The organism is Kerstersia similis, assembly GCF_965139615.1.
GTDB classification, from domain to species: domain Bacteria; phylum Pseudomonadota; class Gammaproteobacteria; order Burkholderiales; family Burkholderiaceae_B; genus Kerstersia; species Kerstersia similis.
In genome coordinates this window covers 13,627-30,634 of record NZ_CBCSIQ010000004.1, presented here as the reverse complement: position 1 = coordinate 30,634, position 17,008 = coordinate 13,627, and the positions used below count along the sequence as shown (strand labels likewise).

The window sequence follows — 17,008 nt, the reverse complement described above, 5'->3', positions numbered from 1 at the left end:
GCGCTCCCGGCATGCCATAACGAAATGAAAAGGACAGCGCATCCGCCGTGATTGCGAGGCCAAGCAGCCGCCCGGCCCCCACACACTGCGGGATGCGTGCTGCGATGTGGCGTCAGAGCAGGCTTAAAGCCCGGCCTGCACCCGCGCAGCGACCTCTTCCGGCACCCACTGCTTCCAGACATCGCCATGGTTCTTCAGGAACCATTGGGCGACATCGCCAGCGTCATCACCGGTTTCTTCAAGATGCGCCAGCGTGGCATTCATCACCGGCAGCGGCACGCTCATCTTGGTGAAGAACTCGGTCAACCCCGGCGCCTGCTGCGCAAAGGCCACGTTCAGGCCCGTGAACACCGGATTTTCCGGATAGGCGCTAGGCTCCGGATTGGCGCACTTGGGTGCGGTCAGGCACTCGTGCTTCGCCTTGTCATAAGGAGGCAATTCGAGTTCCACCAGATCCATCGCACCAACCAGCGGCGTCGGCGACCAGTAATAGAACACGATGTCCTGTTTGCGCTTGTAGGCAGAGGTCAGGGCGGCCTTCTGGGCAGCGCCCGTCCCCGGCGAATACAGCGTATAGCTGTCTTCCAGGCCCAGCGCCCGGTACAGATTGGAACTCACGACTTCGCAGCCCCAACCGGCCGGGCAGCCATAGAAGCGGCCTTTGCCCGGCTCTTCCGGATCAGCAAATTTATCCTTGAATTTCGGCAGGTCTGCCGCCGACTTCAATTCTGGATAGCGTTCCGCCGTATAGCGCGGGATATACCAGGCCTCCCCGCCCATATACAGTTCGCCTACGCGCTTGACCTTGCCACCGCTTTCGGCCTTGCTCCAGGGTTCGGCCACGCTATTGAGCCAGACTTCCGTATTCACATCGAGGTCGCCCCGCTCCAGCGCGGCCAGGGCCGGCAAGGTTTCGGTGGGCAACACATCGGTTTTGCAGCCATATCCTTTTTCAAGGATGAAGCGCTGCACATCGACCAGCACCAGGTTGGACTCCCAGTTCATACCGCCAAAGTTGACTGGACGGTTGACTTCGCAGGCTGGAGCGGATTGCGCCTGCGCCGTACCGGCCAAACCGGACAGCGCCAGCAGCATTGCGCCGGCCAGCAGTGTATTGCGCGGCGTGCGCGCCACATTGCGAGAATTGAAACGACGGGAAACACTCATGATTCGCCTCCTTAAGGGTCTTGGACGCGGGGCCGCCTTTGACAAGCGGCACAACGCCATTTAGCAGATAAGGAAGGTGTGCGGAAGACGGGCAAGACCGCCAATACATACCGACTTTTTGACGGGGAGCCAGTTCATGGCTCTCCACAAGGGATCGTTTTTCGTTCTGGAAGCCAAAACGAATACAACGAAATTGACATCAAACTGAATGAAGAAGGGGGCATTTTAACCAAAAATGATTGAAACCCCAAATGACCCAGGAAAACCCTGAGGAAAAACACCGGCATCAGCACGGTGAATCGGGCACAAAAAAGCCCGGTATTTCCAAGGAATATCGGGCTTTCAAATCCGGGCGCTTTCATCACTGCGCCCGGTGACGGCATGCTGCACGGCAGCACCGTTCAGCGTGTGTCAATCGGTGCGATAGATATCATCGCGCCGCCACGGATAAGCCTGGCCCGCCGGATAATCCAGCTCATCGGCCCGGCCCCGTCTGGGCTGATGCTGGGCGACGACCTGGTGCAATGCAATCCAGCCATTCTCGAATCCGGCGGCACACCCGGCAAGATACAAACGGTAGGCCCGCAAGGAACGCTGCCCCTGCTCGCCGCCGAGAATCCGCGAGGCTTCGTCAAGGCGCTGCTCCAGCGCATCGCTCCATGCCCAAAGCGTTCGGGCATAGTGAGGCCGCAGGTTTTCCGTATCCAGCATTTCCAGGCCGCCTGCGGACAGGCTTTCGATGACATGGCTGATATGCGTCAGCTCACCGCCCGGAAAAATGTATTTCCCGATGAACTCGCCCATGCCTCCGCCCACCTCGGCGTTATAGAGACCGCCAGCCGTGATACCGTGATTCATGATCAAGCCGCCGGGACGGATCAATTGCCCCAAGCGCTCGAAATACTTGGTCATCTGCGCGCGGCCGACGTGCTCGAACATGCCGACGGAAGCGATCTTGTCATAGGGACGAGAAGTATCGAGTTTGCGATAGTCCAGCAAGGACATGCGCACGCGCCCGCTCAGCCCCTTTTCTTCGATCAGACGATTGACATAGGCATGCTGATTGCGAGAAAGGGTAATCCCTTCGGCCTCGACACCGTAATGCTCCGCCGCCCAGAGCAGCAGGCCGCCCCATCCGGCGCCGACATCCAGAAAACGCTCGCCCGCCTGCAGGCGCAGCTTGCGGCAGATCAGATCGAGCTTGGCTTCCTGGGCCTGCGCCAATGTCAGATCCGGCTTGGCGTAATAGGCGCAGGAATAGACCCGGCGCGGATCCAGCCACAAACCGTAGAAATCATCTGACAGGTCATAGTGAAACTCGATCTGCTTGGCATCACGTTCGATGGAATGGCGCCATACCGACAGCAAGCGGCGTACCAGATCCGTGAACACGCCACCGCGCGCCGCCTCGACCGGAGAACCTGGCAGCAGTTCCGAGGCGGCACTCATAATGTCGCGCATGCTGCCCTGAATATCTACCCGGCCTTCCACATAATCCTGACCCAGAATACCGATATCTCCTGATACCAGCCGGGCCAGAACGGACTTATCGCGCACGATAAGCACAACTTTGGGGTTCGACGCCCCTACTTTCTCACCACCCGGTAATTGAACTTGTACCGGCGTGGCAAGATTTTCCAGAATCGAACTGACTTTGGACAACAGTGGATTCACCAATATCTCCCAAGCTGAATGATCCCAGCCGCAATGGCGGCACACCATTGTGAGGCTTCCCTCAATGGCAAGATTCCTATATCCGCCATTCAAGAGAGCTTGCGCCCCGAAAACCACCACGCAAAACCTTGCCATTAACCGCAAGGTTTTGCTTTGGCGTCTGGTCACGGCTGGAGGAGCATGCCCGATCCGGCAATAGCGCCGGGCGAACATCCGAGCCTGTGATCAGACTGTTATAAACGCTATGGACGAGAATTGGCAAACCGCTTAATCAAGGATTAGCGCGTTTTTAAAAAACAAAATACAAAATTGAGACACTCACTGGTCAACAATAAACAAATTGCAATACCAGAAATAAAAAAACGGCCTGGAAAGGAAACCCTTTCCAGGCCGTTTCAGCAAACAACCGATTTTTATTCGGCAGCTGCTGCTTGCGCTTGCGCTTGGCGCTTGTTGCTGCGCACCAGCTTTTCCTTGATGCGAGCCGACTTGCCGGAACGCTCACGCAGGTAGTACAGCTTGGCGCGGCGAACGTCACCACGGCGCTTGATTTCGATCGAGGCGATTTGCGGCGAGTACAGTTGGAACGTACGTTCCACTGCTTCACCGGAAGAGATCTTGCGCACGATGAAGGCGGAATTCAGACCACGGTTGCGCTTGGCGATAACGACGCCTTCGTAGGCCTGGACGCGCTTGCGCGTGCCTTCAACCACGTTGACGTTGACCACGACGGTGTCGCCGGGAGCGAACTCGGGGAATACCTTGCCAGCCGACAGGCGGGCAATCTCTTCCTGCTCGATGATTTCAATGATGTTGGCCATTTAGGGCTCCAGAACCATCATGCTCGGGGATGTTGTAGGACAGAACTGCTGGACCCCGGCAGAGGATGCGTTGAAAAACCAGCTATTCTACACTAGATTCAGCGACTTACGCTTCTGGTGCTGACACCTGGGCCAGACCAAGCCGTACCGGCATGGCCTCCGGCCACAGCGAACATCCGTGCCTGCTCATGCCGCTGCCCGTCTGCTCAAAAGCCTGCGTAATGCCCCAACCACATGAAGCCGGGAATCATCGCCGCCCAGACGCCGATCAATAGCACATCCGTCAACTTCTGCTTGAAGCTCAGGGTGCCGGCATGCCGCTGCGAGGATATGCTTCCCAGTGCTGAGAGCGGGTGCTGGTGAGCCGCCATCCCGACATGCCCTGCAGCCCTTTGCCCGGCCTGGCGCACCTGCCGGCCCGTCCCCGGCAGCACCACAGGCGCTGCGGCGTGCGCTACCGCTTCCTGAGATGCCTCGATGGGGCGCGCGACAGCGGGAACGGCAACCAATGAACGAGCGGCAGGGCGATGCGCGACTGGACGACGCACTGCCTGGGCCGCCCCTGCAGCCAAAGGGAACGCGATAGAATCAAACTGAGAGGCGAGTGCTGAACTGGACATGAGATCGCTCCGGCAAGGAAACTGGCACTGTGCGGCTGTGCTGAAAACCTGCCGCATCGAGGCACATGATGGTGAGGCCTGCAACAATGCAGCGTCACCCGGACCCCCTGTTGCAGCCTTGGGGGAGCTTGCAGCCCAGGTGTTGCGCCAGCCTTCGTTGCAAACCCTGCCTGCTGATTGATACTGTATAAAAACACAGTATTTTCTGCAAGCAGTTTTGTCGCGGACGCGGCAGCCACACAACACTGGCCGCTTTGCGCCTGGCCCCAGCCCTTACTGACCGCCCTGTTTTCCCTTTCCAGCCAGATGCCTCATCACCCCGCTCCCCCGCACCGCCACAACTCCCGCTCTGGCGTTTCTCATCCGGGCATGCTGCCGCCCACGCCAGCTGGCTGGCAAACCGCGCAACTGCAGGCAGCCTGGCAATTCGACCGGCGCTCTGCCCATACCGGCCGCCTGTATCGTATTTTTGTCAGCATCCCGCACACGCCTGCCCCTGTCACCGGCTATCCGGTACTCTGGATGCTGGATGGCGCGGCCAGCTTCCCCCTGGCCAGCGTGTCCCTGCCGCGCCCCATGCAAGCGCCCCAGGCCGGCCGCCGCCCCGGCATCGCCGGACTACCCGTCGGCCTGGTAGTCGGCATAGCCCATACTGGCGATAGTCCCTTCAATGTTGACGCACGCGCCTGCGATTACACCCCGGCTCCCGACACCGACACAGGCGACCAGCTATCACCGGAATTTGGCGGAGCGGAGGCATTCCGGCATTTCCTGGTGGATGAACTGCGGCCGCTTATCGCCGCGCAGTTTCCGCTGGATGCCAACCGTCATACGCTGTTCGGGTTTTCCTATGGCGGCCTGTTCACGGTGGATACCTTGATGTCGGCCACCGCGCCGTTCCAGCGCTACTGGGCGGCCAGCCCTTCGCTCTGGTTCAGCAATGCCCTGCCCATGCGCCGCCTGCGCGAGGGCGCAAGCCGTTTGTCACCACAGGTTGAACAGGTCATGCTGACCGTCGGCCGCGAGGAGCAATATCCAAGCGCCGAACTGCCACCGGCGCGGCTGGCCCATCTGACTCACCGCGCCATGGTCAGTTGCGTTAACGAAGCGGCCGGGCTGCTTGCCTCGGCCAACCCCGGCGTGGCGATCCGCAACATCGTCGCGGCAGAGCATGATCATTTCGACATGCTCATGCACGGCGCGCGCCGGGTACTCGAATTCGCCTTCGTCGAGTAACGCTGCGGCAACCGCCCGCGCATCAGGTCAACGCTTGCGTTCCAGTACCAGCTGCGGATCCACGCGCACGCCGAACCAGTTCATGCCCCAGTGCAGATGGGGCCCCGTCGAGCGCCCGGTGGAGCCAACGGCACCAATCACATCGCCTTGTTGCACGCGCTGTCCGACTTTGACATCTATGCGCGACAAATGCAGGAAATTCGAACTGACGCCATGCCCATGATCCAGCAGAATCGTGCCGCCAGTCAGGTACAGATCGGGATCAGCGAAAGTAATGATGCCTGCCGCTGGCGCCTTGACCGGCGTACCGCTGGGCGCGGCGATATCCATGCCTGAATGGGGGGAACCGGGCTTGCCGTTATACACCCGCGCCCGCCCGAACCGGCCGCTGATGCGGCCTTGCACCGGCCAGATGAATTCCTGTGCGAAATCGGCCCGTTCATCATCGCGCTCCCGTGCCGCCACCACCCTGGCCTGCTCTGCCTGGATACGGCGGGCAATCGCTGGCGGCGGCTCCACCGTTGCCGCTGGCACGCCATTCACATGCTGCAAAGGCCAATCACGCGGTTCGATACGGATACTCGGCTGTTGCGTGGTGCCATCCGGCAAGGTTACCGTCACCTGTGCCGGGCCCCGTTCATCACGGCCGATACCAAACACCACGGATCCATAAGGCGTCACCCGCAATTGCCGCCCGCCGTACTGCACCGAACTGCCCGGCGGAACCCTGCCAATGACCAGCGTCCCCTGCTGTACCGCAGCAGGAAACACGACCCGCTGGTCATCTGGCTGCGCTGCTGCCGGCACCATGACACCCAGCGCCGGCAATGCCAACACCATGGCCACCAGGCGGCGACGAACGCGCTGGCACTCTGTAACTTCTGACATACTGACTCCCCTGATTCCCGTTCATCGACCTGGGTTAGCGCCGGCCATGCCTCAGGCACAGCACTGTGATGGCAGCCTGCAACGGCGGCGCCAGCCAAGCCTGGCGCACAGAGTACCCTGGGAGCAGGCTTGGCGGGAAGCACCATGGAAAAAGCACAACGGCCTGCCCCATCACAGGGCAGGCCGCTGGTTTCCAGCAACCGCGGAATCAGAACGATCAGTCCTTGTTGGGCTGCGGCGTCAGGCGCAGATAGGGGCGCAGTGCCTTGTAGCCCTTGGGGAACTTCTGCTTGATGACTTCTTCGTCCTTCAGCGACGGTACGATCACGACGTCGTCGCCGTCTTCCCAATTCACCGGAGTCGCGACGCTGTAGTTGTCGGTCAGCTGCAGCGAGTCGATCACGCGCAGAATTTCATTGAAGTTGCGGCCCGTGCTGGCGGGATACGTCAGCGTCAGACGCACTTTCTTGTTGGGGTCGATGATGAACACCGAACGCACCGTCAGCGTGGAATTCGCGTTGGGGTGGATCATGTCGTACAAGGTCGAGACCTTGCGATCCTCATCCGCCAAAATGGGGAAATTCACCGTGGTGTTCTGCGTATCATTGATGTCGTCGATCCAGCGGCCATGCGAATCGACGCCATCCACCGACAGCGCCAGCACTTTCACATTGCGCTTGGCGAACTCATCGGCCAACTTGGCGGTGTAACCCAGTTCGGTCGTGCAGATAGGCGTGAAATCGGCCGGGTGCGAGAACAGCACACCCCATTGGTCGCCCAGGAAATCGTAGAAGCGGATGCGGCCGATGGAGGAATCCTGCTCGAAATCAGGGGCAATATCGCCCAGCCTCAAAGTGTTGCTCATGAATAACCTCTTGCGATGATGGCGATGCCTGCGGCAGAAACGGCGGCATCACGGAAGTGATGAAACGATTGTCACACTGGCCCCCTAGCTTGGGAAATAAGTTTTTCATATAACTTTATGCTATTTCGACAGGGTTTATCCAAATAATGAAATATGGATTTCCCGCCCCCAACCATGCTCTGTGCAGCCCTGTTCCCGGCAAAAGCCGCCCCACGCAAACTACGCCGCCCCGCCTGAGACGCGTGCCTGGCTGCGCTGGCTGGCGATCCCGTTCTGCCAGCCGGCCGGCCAACATCCCTGCCGCGCGACAGGGTATATTGCGCTTTTCCGTCCAAGGATGGCGATTGTGAACATCTCGCGGCAATGTCTCCCGGCTTGTCCGGTACAGCCAGCCTGTACCGGCAGGACGGCCGTGCCGTCTGTTCCGTCCGCCTTCTGATCTGCCTCATGCAACACTACCTGGCACGACGGGCGGCAGGCCTGCTGGCCACACTGGCCGTCGCCACCTTGCTGATTTTCCTGGCACTGGAAGTACTGCCCGGCAATGCCGCCCAGATGAGCCTGGGCCCGGATGCGCCCCCGGAAGCCGTCGCTGCCCTGACGACTCGCCTGGGCCTGGATCTGCCTGCCTGGCAACGCTATCTGCAATGGTTGTCCGGCCTGTTGTCCGGCCAGCTGGGTGATAGCCATGCCTATAACATTCCCGTTGCCGACCTGATTGCCAAGCGCATGGCCTTGACCCTGCCGCTGGCCCTGGCCGCCATGGCACTGACCATTCTGCTGGCATTGGCTGCCGGCATTTACGCTGCGCTGCGCCATGGCCGCAGCGGAGATTTGCTGGTCATGGGTATTTGCCAGCTCGGGTTGGCCGTGCCTGGCTTCTGGCTGGGCATTCTGCTGATTATTGTTTTCGCCGTGCAATTGCAATGGTTTCAGGCCGGTGGATTTCCCGGCTGGCAGAATGGGCCTCTGGCAGCGCTGCAGGCGCTGGTGCTGCCCGCCATTGCCCTGGCGCTGGTGCAGGCAGCCGTTCTGGCCCGCATCACCCGTGCCGCCGTACTGGATGTGCTACGCGAGGATTATGTGCGCACCGCCATGGCCAAAGGCCTGCCTCGTCACCTGGTGCTCGCCCGCCATGTCCTGCGCAATGCCTTGATTCCCATCCTGACCATCGCCGGTCTGCAGTTCGCACACCTGCTGGCCGGTGCCATCGTGATAGAAAACGTCTTCAACCTGCCCGGCCTGGGCCGCCTGATTCTGCAATCCATTGCCAACCGTGATCTTGTGGTCGTTCGCAATGCCGTGCTGTTCCTGGCATTGATGGTGATCTGCGTGAATTTTCTGGCCGACCTGGCTTGCGGTCTGGCCGACCCTCGCAAACGGAGGGCGCTGGCATGACCCCGCCCTCCCTTGCTGCCGCTCCGACAACCGCACGCCGTCAGCGCGGCCTGGCGTACCGTTTGCTGCGACAACCGCGCTTTGTCGCCGGGGCCGTGCTGGTGGCGCTGTTCGTGGGCATCGCTTTGCTGGCTGAAGTGTGGACCCCCTGGCCGGTGGATGGTATCAACATGAAGGCCAGGCTGCTGCCAGCCTCCCCGGCACACTGGCTAGGTACAGATCCGCTGGGACGAGACATCGCTTCATTGTTGATGGCCGGCGCCGCCAGCAGCCTGCTGGCCGGGGCGGTTTCCGTCACGCTGGGCTTGCTGGCGGGGGCATTCCTGGGGCTGCTCGCTGCCATGCGCGGCGGCTGGCTGGATGAAGCCATCATGCGTGCCGCGGATTTCAGTTTTGCCTTCCCTGCCATTTTGCTGGCAACGATCCTGGCTGCCGCATCGGAAAACGGCCCGGGGCTGGATATTGCCATCCTGGCCATCGCGCTGGCGATGGTTCCCACCTTTACGCGAGTGACCCGCGCTTCTGCCGGTGTCATCTGGCAAATGGAATACATCGCGGCAGCCAGGGCAGCCGGCCGTACCGAGTGGCATATCGCACTGCGCCATGTCTTGCCCAATCTGGCCTCACCGCTGATTGTCCAGGCTACCCTGCAGTTTTCCATCGCTATTCTGGCTGAATCCGCACTGTCCTATCTGGGCCTGGGCGTGCAACCCCCGGCCCCCTCATGGGGCAGAATGCTGAGTGAAGCGCAGTCCATGATATTTACTGCGCCGGAACTGGCGTTCTACCCTGGCGCAGCCATTGTGCTGGCCGTCATGGGCCTGAACCTGCTGGGCGATGGACTGCGCGATGCCCTGGACCCTCGGCTGGCTCCGTCGCGGCGACGCCTGACTGCCTGAAAAACAAAAACCGGAGAGACTCACATGCTAGGAAAACTGCTACTGGGCTGCGCCCTGAGTGCCTTGCCCATGCTGGCGCTAGCGGCGCCAGAGCGCCTGACTATCGGCATGACGCTGGAACCCCCCGCCCTGGACCCGACCGCCAATGCGGCGGAAACCATTGCCGACGTCACCCTGTACAACATCTACGAAACCCTGACCAAGATCCAGGAAGATGGCAGTGTGACGCCCTTGCTGGCAGAGAACTGGACGGTTTCCGATGACGGCAAGACCTATACCTTCCGCCTGCGCGAAGGCGTCCGTTTTCACAACGGTGCCCCTCTGGATGCGGAAACGGTGCGCTTTTCCTTTGAGCGCGCGGGCGCTGACAACAGCACCAATAAAGACAGGCGACACTTTTCCCAATGGCAGATCGCCACGCCCGATCCGCTGACGGTGCAAATCACGCTACCACAGGCTGACCCGGATCTCCCTTTCCGTCTGGGGATGATGACAGCCGCCATTGTCGAACCAGGCAGCGTGGCGACCAACGCCACCCAGCCTACGGGTACCGGCCCGTACCAGTTGGCAGACTGGCAACGCGGCAGCCGGCTGCAACTGAAGAAGTGGCCGGACTACCGCAATGCGGACCAGGTGGCGCTGGACGAAGTCACGATACGCTTCATCAGCGATCCCGCCGCCCAGGCTGCCGCGCTGCTGGCGGGGGATATCGACGCATTCCCCCGTATCCAGGCCTCGCGCAGCCTGCCCCGGCTACAGCAGGACCCGCGCTTTGATATCGTGATCGGTGGATCACGCGCCAAAACCATGATGGCCATCAACCAGCGGCGCGCGCCCCTGGACGATGTCCGGGTTCGCCGCGCCATCCTGGCCGCCATCGACCGCGACGCCGTCATTGAGGGTGCTGCCGAAGGCTACGGCCTGCCCATCGGCAGTTTCTATACACCGGGCACCAGCGCTTACGTCGATACCACTGCTATCAACCCTTACGATCCGGCCAAGGCCAAGGCGCTGCTCAAGGAAGCAGGCCTGACATCGCCGCTCCAAGTGGATCTCCTGCTGCCTCCCCCTCCCTATGCCCGCCAGGGGGGCGAAATCATCGCTGCCTTGCTGGCGCAGGCAGGCATACAGGCGCGCATCAAGAATGTGGAATGGGCGCAATGGCTGGCCAATGTCTATGGCGGCGAGCATGATTACGACCTCACTATCGTGTCGCATGTCGAGCCGCTGGATCTGGGCAATTTCGCCAATCCGGACTATTACACCGGCTATGACTCCCAGACTTTCCAGGATCTGTATCAGGCTACGCGGACGGCAGGGGATGAAGCCAGCCGTATCGAAGCCCTGCAGGCAGCCCAGCGCCAGCTCGCCAACGATGCCGCGGCAGCCTTCCTGTACCAGCCGCAATGGATCAGCATTGCACGCAAAGGGATCAGCGGCATGCGCAAGGATGTTCCCGTCTTCATTACTGACTTCGCTTCCTGGCGCAGGCAGCAGTAGCCCCCACCACCGGCTCGCATTCCCCCGGGCCGGATCTCTCATGCACGAACCGGCTAGAGCAGGTTCGTGCCATGCCCCCTCACCTGCCATCGCTCCACCTTGCCCGCACTGGGTATATTTGCCCAGCCTGGATGTGAGTCTTTCAGCCCGCCAGACCACGGACGCGGGTTCAGACTGGTGCCTGTCCCGTTTCTGCATACAGGCGCCACGCTCATGATGACTCCACGCAAGAATGCCGGCCCAACAGCCAACCATCCATCAGCACCACCACCGCCGCCCTCACCATCGGCTGCCGTCCGCCGGGCGCTGGCACTCAGCAATGATCTTGTGTTCAAGACGCTCTTCTCGCGCCAGCCACATCTGCTGACCGACCTGATCAACGCCGTGCGCTATCGCTATCCTCCCATCCAGGTCGTGCAGATACGCAACCCGAATATTCTTCCCGCTGACGTTTCCAGCAAACAGATTATTCTGGATATCCTGGCCAAGGATGCCTGCGGCAGCTTCTTCAATGTCGAAATGCAGCTGCGCCATTACCCCCAATGGCCGCAGCGCAATCTGTTCTACCTCGCCCGCATGCTCTCCGACCAGCTCGACACCGGGCAGGAATATCAAGCACTTAAACCCGCCGTCAGCATCAGCCTGCTGGGCCATGACCTCTACCCCGACTACCCCGCACAGGCCGACTGGCACTTCACGCTACGCGACTCGCAACGTCCGGCCGTGCAGCTGCAGCCCGGTTTGGGACAGGCCATGCAGGTCCATATAATCGAACTCACCAAGGCAGAAACACTGCACGCCTTTCCCCCTGCACTCTCTGCCTGGATCGCCTGCCTGCGGCACAACCTGGAAGAGGACCGTATGAACCAGATCGAACACCCGCCCGTCCGCGAAGCCATCCAGCATCTCGAAGACATGTACTCTGAACGCGACCTGCGCCTGATCGCCGTACGCCGGGAAATGGCCGTTGCCGACTACTGGCTTGGCCTGGAAGATGCCAGGCAACAAGGACATCAGGCAGGTTTGGCAGCAGGGCGCGAGGAAGGCCATGCCGCCAGCCTGAGAACGACGCTACAGCGTCAGCTGACACGAAAATTCGGTAGCCTCACCCCGGCAAGCCAGCGACATCTGGCCCAGGCCAGCATCCCCGAGATGGAACAATGGGCGGAACGATTGCTGGATGCTGCGGTACAGGAAGACATATTCCGCTGACCTGCCTGACCTGCCCGCTGCGCAGCGGGCAACCCATACCCGCTGCGCTTTGCCTCACAAAAATCAGAACTTCATGCCCAGACGCGCCCAGAAGGTACGGCCCGGTTCATTGATGGCCGTGCTTGCCGCATAGCCCCAGGCACCATTGCCAGCCATGTTCAGATGCTCGTGGTAGGTTTTGTCCAGCAGATTGTCAATTCCCACATTCAGCTGCCAGCGTTTGTCGATGGCATACCCGCCATTCAACGACAGCACGCCATATCCCGGCGTAGCGCCGAAATCCTTGCTGGCCACGTTGCCCAGCCCATCCGAATAACGGTTCTGGCTGGACACCAGGCGCCACAAGGCCCCTGCCGACCAGGTACCATCATCGTAGGTAGCACTCAGGCGGACTTCCAGTGGCGGTTGCTGCGGCAATGCGCCACCGCCACTCATGCGGCCCCAGGCATAAGCCAGACTGGCCTCGGTACGAAACGCCGACGTCCAGTTGTAACCCGCACCCAATTCGCCGCCCAGCGTGCGCGCGTTGATGTTTTCCGCACGACTGGCCGCGCCGTGACCGCCGCCCATGGCATGCACGTTGTAATCAAACAGGATGTAATCCGTCACATGACCGGCATAGGCGGAAATCCAGGCATCAAAATTATCGCCCTTGTAATCCGCACCGATATCCAGCTGCGTGGTCTTTTCCGGCTTGATGCTGGAAAACGCATTGACGCTGCCTACCGGTCCCATCGTGGGCGAGAACAGCTCCCAGTAATCCGGCATGCGCTGCACATGTCCCACGCCGATGTACCAGCTCATCGGCAGGCTGGAAAGATCGGCTTCATAGCGTGCAAAGGCGGACGGCAGGGTCTTGCTGCGCTTGTCTCCATAGGTAGGCGATGCAGCCCGGTAATCCTTGACCTCGGCGCGATCCACACGCAACCCGGTGATCACTCGGCGCTCTTCAGCCAGATCCCAGTGCAGCTCACCAAAAACGCCGATATTGTCAAAGGCAGCATCCTTGACACGCGGCTTGCTCTGGTAATCCACGGACATGCTTCCCATGCCCATGCCGCCATGGCCTCCTCCATGACCGCCATGCCCCCCATGACCGCCACCCATGCCCGCCATGGCACTGCGGGCACGATGGGTATCATGCCTGGCATCCAGGCCAGCCGTCAGCTTGAAGGCATCGGCCAGGCGGAAGGTTCCTGCCACACGCCCGCCGTTGGTCGTGCGATCCACATTGCTGGCCATCGGCATGGGCATCATGCTGCTCGGATCCGGATCACGCAGCTTGTAGTTATCCATCACGTGATCCGCATAGTTGTGATAGACCCTGGCTTCCACTTTTTCCAGCCACGGCGTGATGTTTTCCTTCTCGAAACGGAAGCCGACACTTTCGCGCTTGAAACGCGTGCCATCCATGCCCCGTCCTGCCGAGCGCGCCTCGCCATCCCCCACCCCTGCCGTGAATTCATACAGGGTATCCGTATCCGGCGTCAGGCCCACCGCCAGATCGACGTTCCATTTATCCCAGCGCGACGGCACCTCATCGCCATTGCCATCCTTGTAGTTCTGGGAATGCGAGTGATTGGCCGCCACACGCGCGTAGATATGCTCATTGCCTACCGTCAGATCGGCATTCTGGTCGTTGCGCCCCCAGGAACCGCCCACCACGCTGCCTTCGAAGCGCACCGGCGCATCCTCCTCGGCAAACACAGGCTTGCTGCGCTCGAAACGTACCGTGCCGGCTGAGGCACCCGGCCCCCACAACACGGTTTGCGGCCCCTTGACCACGATCAGCTCATCGAAGTTTTCCGGTGCGATATACGATACCGGCGTATCCATCCGGCTGGGGCACGCCCCCAGCATCGTGGTGTCATCCACCAGAATATTCAGGCGCGAACCGAACATGCCGCGCAACACAGGATCGGCGTTGGCGCCGCCACTACGCACCGCCGTGAAACCTGGAATCGTTTTGAGGTAATCCGCGCCATCGGCTGCCGGCAAGGGCTGGCGCGGAATCTTTGGATCCGTTTCGATGACCAGTGGCGAGCTGGGCGGCAAGGCGGTAATCACCACTGGTGCCAGACGGCCGCCATCGGCCACTTTATCGGCCTGGGCCACCCAGGGCAAAGCGGCCGCCAGCGCGGCGCACAACACATGCAGGGAAAGACCCGCCTGCGGGCGGGATGAAGAAACGGAAACTTGCGCCTGGGCGCGAATCATTGCGGACATTCAAAAACCTTTCATCGTCTGGCATGGCGCGTGCAGACATCGTGACGAAGCAGACGCGTCATGCTCTGGAAACCTACTCAGGACATCCTGTCGGCCGCGCCAGCCCACCGGGCCTGATAGGCCGGGAGGTCAGCAAGCCTCGCTGCCCGGTTCAGGCACGAGTTCGGGCATGCAAAATGGCATGCCGAACACCGTCACCCGCATGGACCGGCCATGTGGCAGCAAAACAGGAACAAAGACAGACTATGAAAGGATGGGTGGTGCCTGCGCCCCGACCGGTGGGCCGCAGACAGGGCCATAGGCAATGCGGGGCGCTACCGCCCGCGGCAGGGGTTGTACCCAGGCCGGCACCAGCGCCAGCACCGGTGGCCACCACAAGCTGGGAACCACCGCGTGGGCCAGCATGATGCCCGTCGGGCAATCCACGCTGATATGTTCAACTTCACTAGCATGCCCGTCCAGCGCCCGGACATGATGCTCGCCATGCGCCTCATGATGTGGCGCGGCCGGCACCTCTGCCGGCCAGCGCCAGCCAGTGGCCGGGCAAGGCATCAATGCATAATGCCCGGCGCGCGCGGCCGCGGCATCTATCATGTAGCCATTGGGAATGATGGCACGCAAGCCCATCAATGCCATCAACAGCAGCATGACACCCAGACGGCTTGCCAGCAATGCCGGCCACGCGTAGCGACGCCCGGCGTGATGACATGCTTGCCGCCACGCGCGGTGCCTTCCGACGCCGGCTATCGCAGGGCGCGCCCACGACTGCGCGTCGCCTGGCACGCTGGGGCCAGGTCTTGAAGCAGACGTAGGCACGTCCTGCCGCATGTTCAGTGAGCGGTGCCGCAGCCAGGCTTGACGCCTGTGCCTGCCATCAATTCGCGTACCCGCTCGAGCCCCTCGGGCGTATCCACGCCCGGACCGACTGCCTCAACCTGCCAGGCGCGAATACGCAATCCTGCCGCCAGCAATCGCAATTGCTCCAATTGCTCGGCCCGCTCCATGACCGGACGCGGCAGACCGGCATAATCACGCAGGACATCCTGCCGGTAGGCATAAATACCGATATGTTTGAGATAGGTCACCGCCGTATCGGCATCCCGCACATACGGAATGCGGGCGCGGCTGAAATACAGCGCATCCCCGTTGTCCGCCAGCACGACCTTGACCTGATTGGGATCCTGGGCGTCTTCTGCACTGATGGGATGGCATAGCGTTGCCACGGCAATTCCGGGATCGGCGCGCATGCCTTCGGCCAGGATCTCGATATCGCCGGGACGTATCATGGGCTCGTCGCCCTGCACATTGATGTACACCTCGGCCGGCAGGGCTGCCATGACCTCTGCCAGACGATCCGTGCCCGAAGGATGATCTTCCCGGGTCATGACCGCCTGGCCGCCAAAAGCGCGTACAGCCGCCAGGATGCGTTCATCATCCGTCGCCACAACGACATGGTCAACGCCACGGGCTTCGCAGGCACGCTCATAGACATGCTGCACCATCGGCTTGCCATGAATATCCAGCAAGGGCTTGCCCGGCAGCCGCGACGAGGCGTAACGTGCCGGAATCACAATGGCCACACGCATCTCAGGCTCCTGCAATCTGCAGCGGCGCAAACCCCTTCACCAGATCATCCAGCGCCTTGAGCTGGGCCAGGAAGGGTTCGAGCTGATCCAGCGGCAAAGCGCTGGGGCCATCGCATTTGGCCTGTGCAGGATCCGGATGCGCCTCCAGAAACAGGCCGGCCAGGCCGACGGCCATCCCTGCGCGCGCCAACTCCGCCACCTGCTCCCGGCGACCGCCCGACGCCGCCCCCATCGGATCCCGCTGCTGCAAGGCATGTGTCACATCGAAAATCTGCGGCAGATTGCGCGTCACTTTCTTCATCACACCGAAGCCCAGCATATCGACAACCAGATTGTCGTAGCCAAAGCAGCTGCCGCGTTCGCAGACCAGCAGGCGCTGGTTGCCGGCCTCATGAAATTTCTCAACGATATTGGCCACTTGCGTCGGGCTGAGGAACTGCGGCTTTTTGATATTGACCACCTTGCCCGTCCTAGCCAGCGCCACGACCAGATCCGTCTGGCGCGCCAGGAAAGCCGGCAGTTGCAAGACGTCGATCACCTCGGCGGCCGCGGCAGCCTGCTCCGGCTCATGCACATCCGTCAATACCGGAACATCGAAACGCTCTTTGACCGCACGGAAGATTTCCAGCCCCTCGTGCAAGCCAGGCCCACGGAAAGAATGAATGGACGAACGGTTGGCCTTGTCGAACGAAGCCTTGAACACATACGGAATCCCCAGCTTGGTCGTCACTGCCTGATAGGCTTCGCACGCCCGGAAGGCCAGGTCGCGGGATTCCAGGACATTGATACCGCCAAACAGCACAAACGGCCTGTCATTGGCGCAAACCATTCCAGGGATGATTTCAACGGCGATCGGGGGAGAGGCGGTCATGATAGTCGCGCAAGAGTCATATTCGGCAAGCCGAGATGATACCTG

General features: G+C 61.1%; 15 protein-coding genes. 5 read left to right on the top strand and 10 right to left on the bottom strand.

Going from position 1 to position 17,008, the window contains the following annotated elements:
• Window positions 1-123: 123 nt before the first annotated feature.
• The 4 genes from ACNA1V_RS03770 to ACNA1V_RS03755 form a co-directional block, all read right to left on the bottom strand.
• Complete coding sequence (locus ACNA1V_RS03770) at window positions 124-1,167, bottom strand: ABC transporter substrate-binding protein (RefSeq protein WP_415832255.1); 1,044 nt, start codon at window positions 1,165-1,167, stop codon at window positions 124-126.
• Window positions 1,168-1,578: 411 nt separating this feature from the next.
• Window positions 1,579-2,841 (bottom strand): class I SAM-dependent methyltransferase, encoded by a 1,263-nt coding sequence (locus ACNA1V_RS03765; RefSeq protein WP_415832254.1) that lies wholly within the window; start codon window positions 2,839-2,841, stop codon window positions 1,579-1,581.
• 413 nt (window positions 2,842-3,254) lie between these two features.
• Window positions 3,255-3,662 (bottom strand): 50S ribosomal protein L19, encoded by a 408-nt coding sequence (rplS, locus tag ACNA1V_RS03760; protein WP_415832253.1) that lies wholly within the window; start codon window positions 3,660-3,662, stop codon window positions 3,255-3,257.
• Window positions 3,663-3,868: 206 nt separating this feature from the next.
• The gene (locus tag ACNA1V_RS03755) at window positions 3,869-4,282 is read right to left on the bottom strand and encodes a hypothetical protein (RefSeq protein WP_415832252.1); all 414 of its coding nucleotides are present in this window, start codon (window positions 4,280-4,282) and stop codon (window positions 3,869-3,871) included.
• Between the two features lie 369 nt (window positions 4,283-4,651).
• Between ACNA1V_RS03755 and ACNA1V_RS03750 the strand changes: the two genes are divergently transcribed.
• Window positions 4,652-5,518 carry an alpha/beta hydrolase gene (locus ACNA1V_RS03750; RefSeq protein WP_415832251.1) on the top strand — a complete coding sequence of 289 codons (867 nt, stop codon included), beginning with the start codon at window positions 4,652-4,654 and terminating at the stop codon, window positions 5,516-5,518.
• Window positions 5,519-5,545: 27 nt separating this feature from the next.
• On the opposite strand, the gene ACNA1V_RS03745 is transcribed toward ACNA1V_RS03750, so the two are convergent.
• Both ACNA1V_RS03745 and ACNA1V_RS03740 read right to left on the bottom strand, forming a co-directional pair.
• Window positions 5,546-6,406, bottom strand: a complete 861-nt coding sequence (locus ACNA1V_RS03745; protein WP_415832250.1) for a M23 family metallopeptidase — start codon at window positions 6,404-6,406, stop codon at window positions 5,546-5,548.
• Window positions 6,407-6,623: 217 nt separating this feature from the next.
• Entirely contained in the window at window positions 6,624-7,271 is a 648-nt protein-coding gene (locus tag ACNA1V_RS03740; RefSeq protein ID WP_415832249.1) for a peroxiredoxin, read from the bottom strand.
• 447 nt (window positions 7,272-7,718) lie between these two features.
• Here ACNA1V_RS03740 and ACNA1V_RS03735 point away from each other — a divergent pair, with 447 nt between their 5' ends.
• From ACNA1V_RS03735 to ACNA1V_RS03720, 4 genes are all read left to right on the top strand, one after another.
• On the top strand, window positions 7,719-8,669 hold the full coding sequence (locus ACNA1V_RS03735) for an ABC transporter permease (RefSeq protein WP_415832248.1): 951 nt from the start codon (window positions 7,719-7,721) through the stop codon (window positions 8,667-8,669).
• The gene (locus ACNA1V_RS03730; RefSeq protein ID WP_415832247.1) at window positions 8,666-9,568 is read left to right on the top strand and encodes an ABC transporter permease; all 903 of its coding nucleotides are present in this window, start codon (window positions 8,666-8,668) and stop codon (window positions 9,566-9,568) included. The genes ACNA1V_RS03735 and ACNA1V_RS03730 overlap by 4 nt, the downstream gene beginning before the upstream one ends.
• Before the next feature lie 24 nt (window positions 9,569-9,592).
• Complete coding sequence (locus ACNA1V_RS03725; RefSeq protein WP_415832246.1) at window positions 9,593-11,068, top strand: ABC transporter substrate-binding protein; 1,476 nt, start codon at window positions 9,593-9,595, stop codon at window positions 11,066-11,068.
• A 213-nt stretch (window positions 11,069-11,281) separates the two neighbouring features.
• Window positions 11,282-12,280 carry an Rpn family recombination-promoting nuclease/putative transposase gene (locus tag ACNA1V_RS03720; RefSeq protein WP_415832245.1) on the top strand — a complete coding sequence of 333 codons (999 nt, stop codon included), beginning with the start codon at window positions 11,282-11,284 and terminating at the stop codon, window positions 12,278-12,280.
• Between the two features lie 63 nt (window positions 12,281-12,343).
• Here ACNA1V_RS03720 and ACNA1V_RS03715 read toward each other — a convergent pair whose 3' ends face one another.
• The 4 genes from ACNA1V_RS03715 to kdsA all read right to left on the bottom strand — a co-directional run bounded on the left by ACNA1V_RS03715 (window position 12,344) and on the right by kdsA (window position 16,963).
• Entirely contained in the window at window positions 12,344-14,497 is a 2,154-nt protein-coding gene (locus tag ACNA1V_RS03715) for a TonB-dependent copper receptor (RefSeq protein WP_415832415.1), read from the bottom strand.
• Between the two features lie 252 nt (window positions 14,498-14,749).
• Window positions 14,750-15,178, bottom strand: a complete 429-nt coding sequence (locus tag ACNA1V_RS03710; RefSeq protein ID WP_415832244.1) for a hypothetical protein — start codon at window positions 15,176-15,178, stop codon at window positions 14,750-14,752.
• 158 nt (window positions 15,179-15,336) lie between these two features.
• Window positions 15,337-16,092: a 3-deoxy-manno-octulosonate cytidylyltransferase gene (gene kdsB, locus ACNA1V_RS03705; protein ID WP_415832243.1), complete on the bottom strand. Its 756-nt coding sequence runs from the start codon at window positions 16,090-16,092 to the stop codon at window positions 15,337-15,339.
• A 1-nt stretch (window position 16,093) separates the two neighbouring features.
• Window positions 16,094-16,963, bottom strand: a complete 870-nt coding sequence (kdsA, locus tag ACNA1V_RS03700; RefSeq protein ID WP_415832242.1) for a 3-deoxy-8-phosphooctulonate synthase — start codon at window positions 16,961-16,963, stop codon at window positions 16,094-16,096.
• Window positions 16,964-17,008 lie beyond the last annotated feature (45 nt).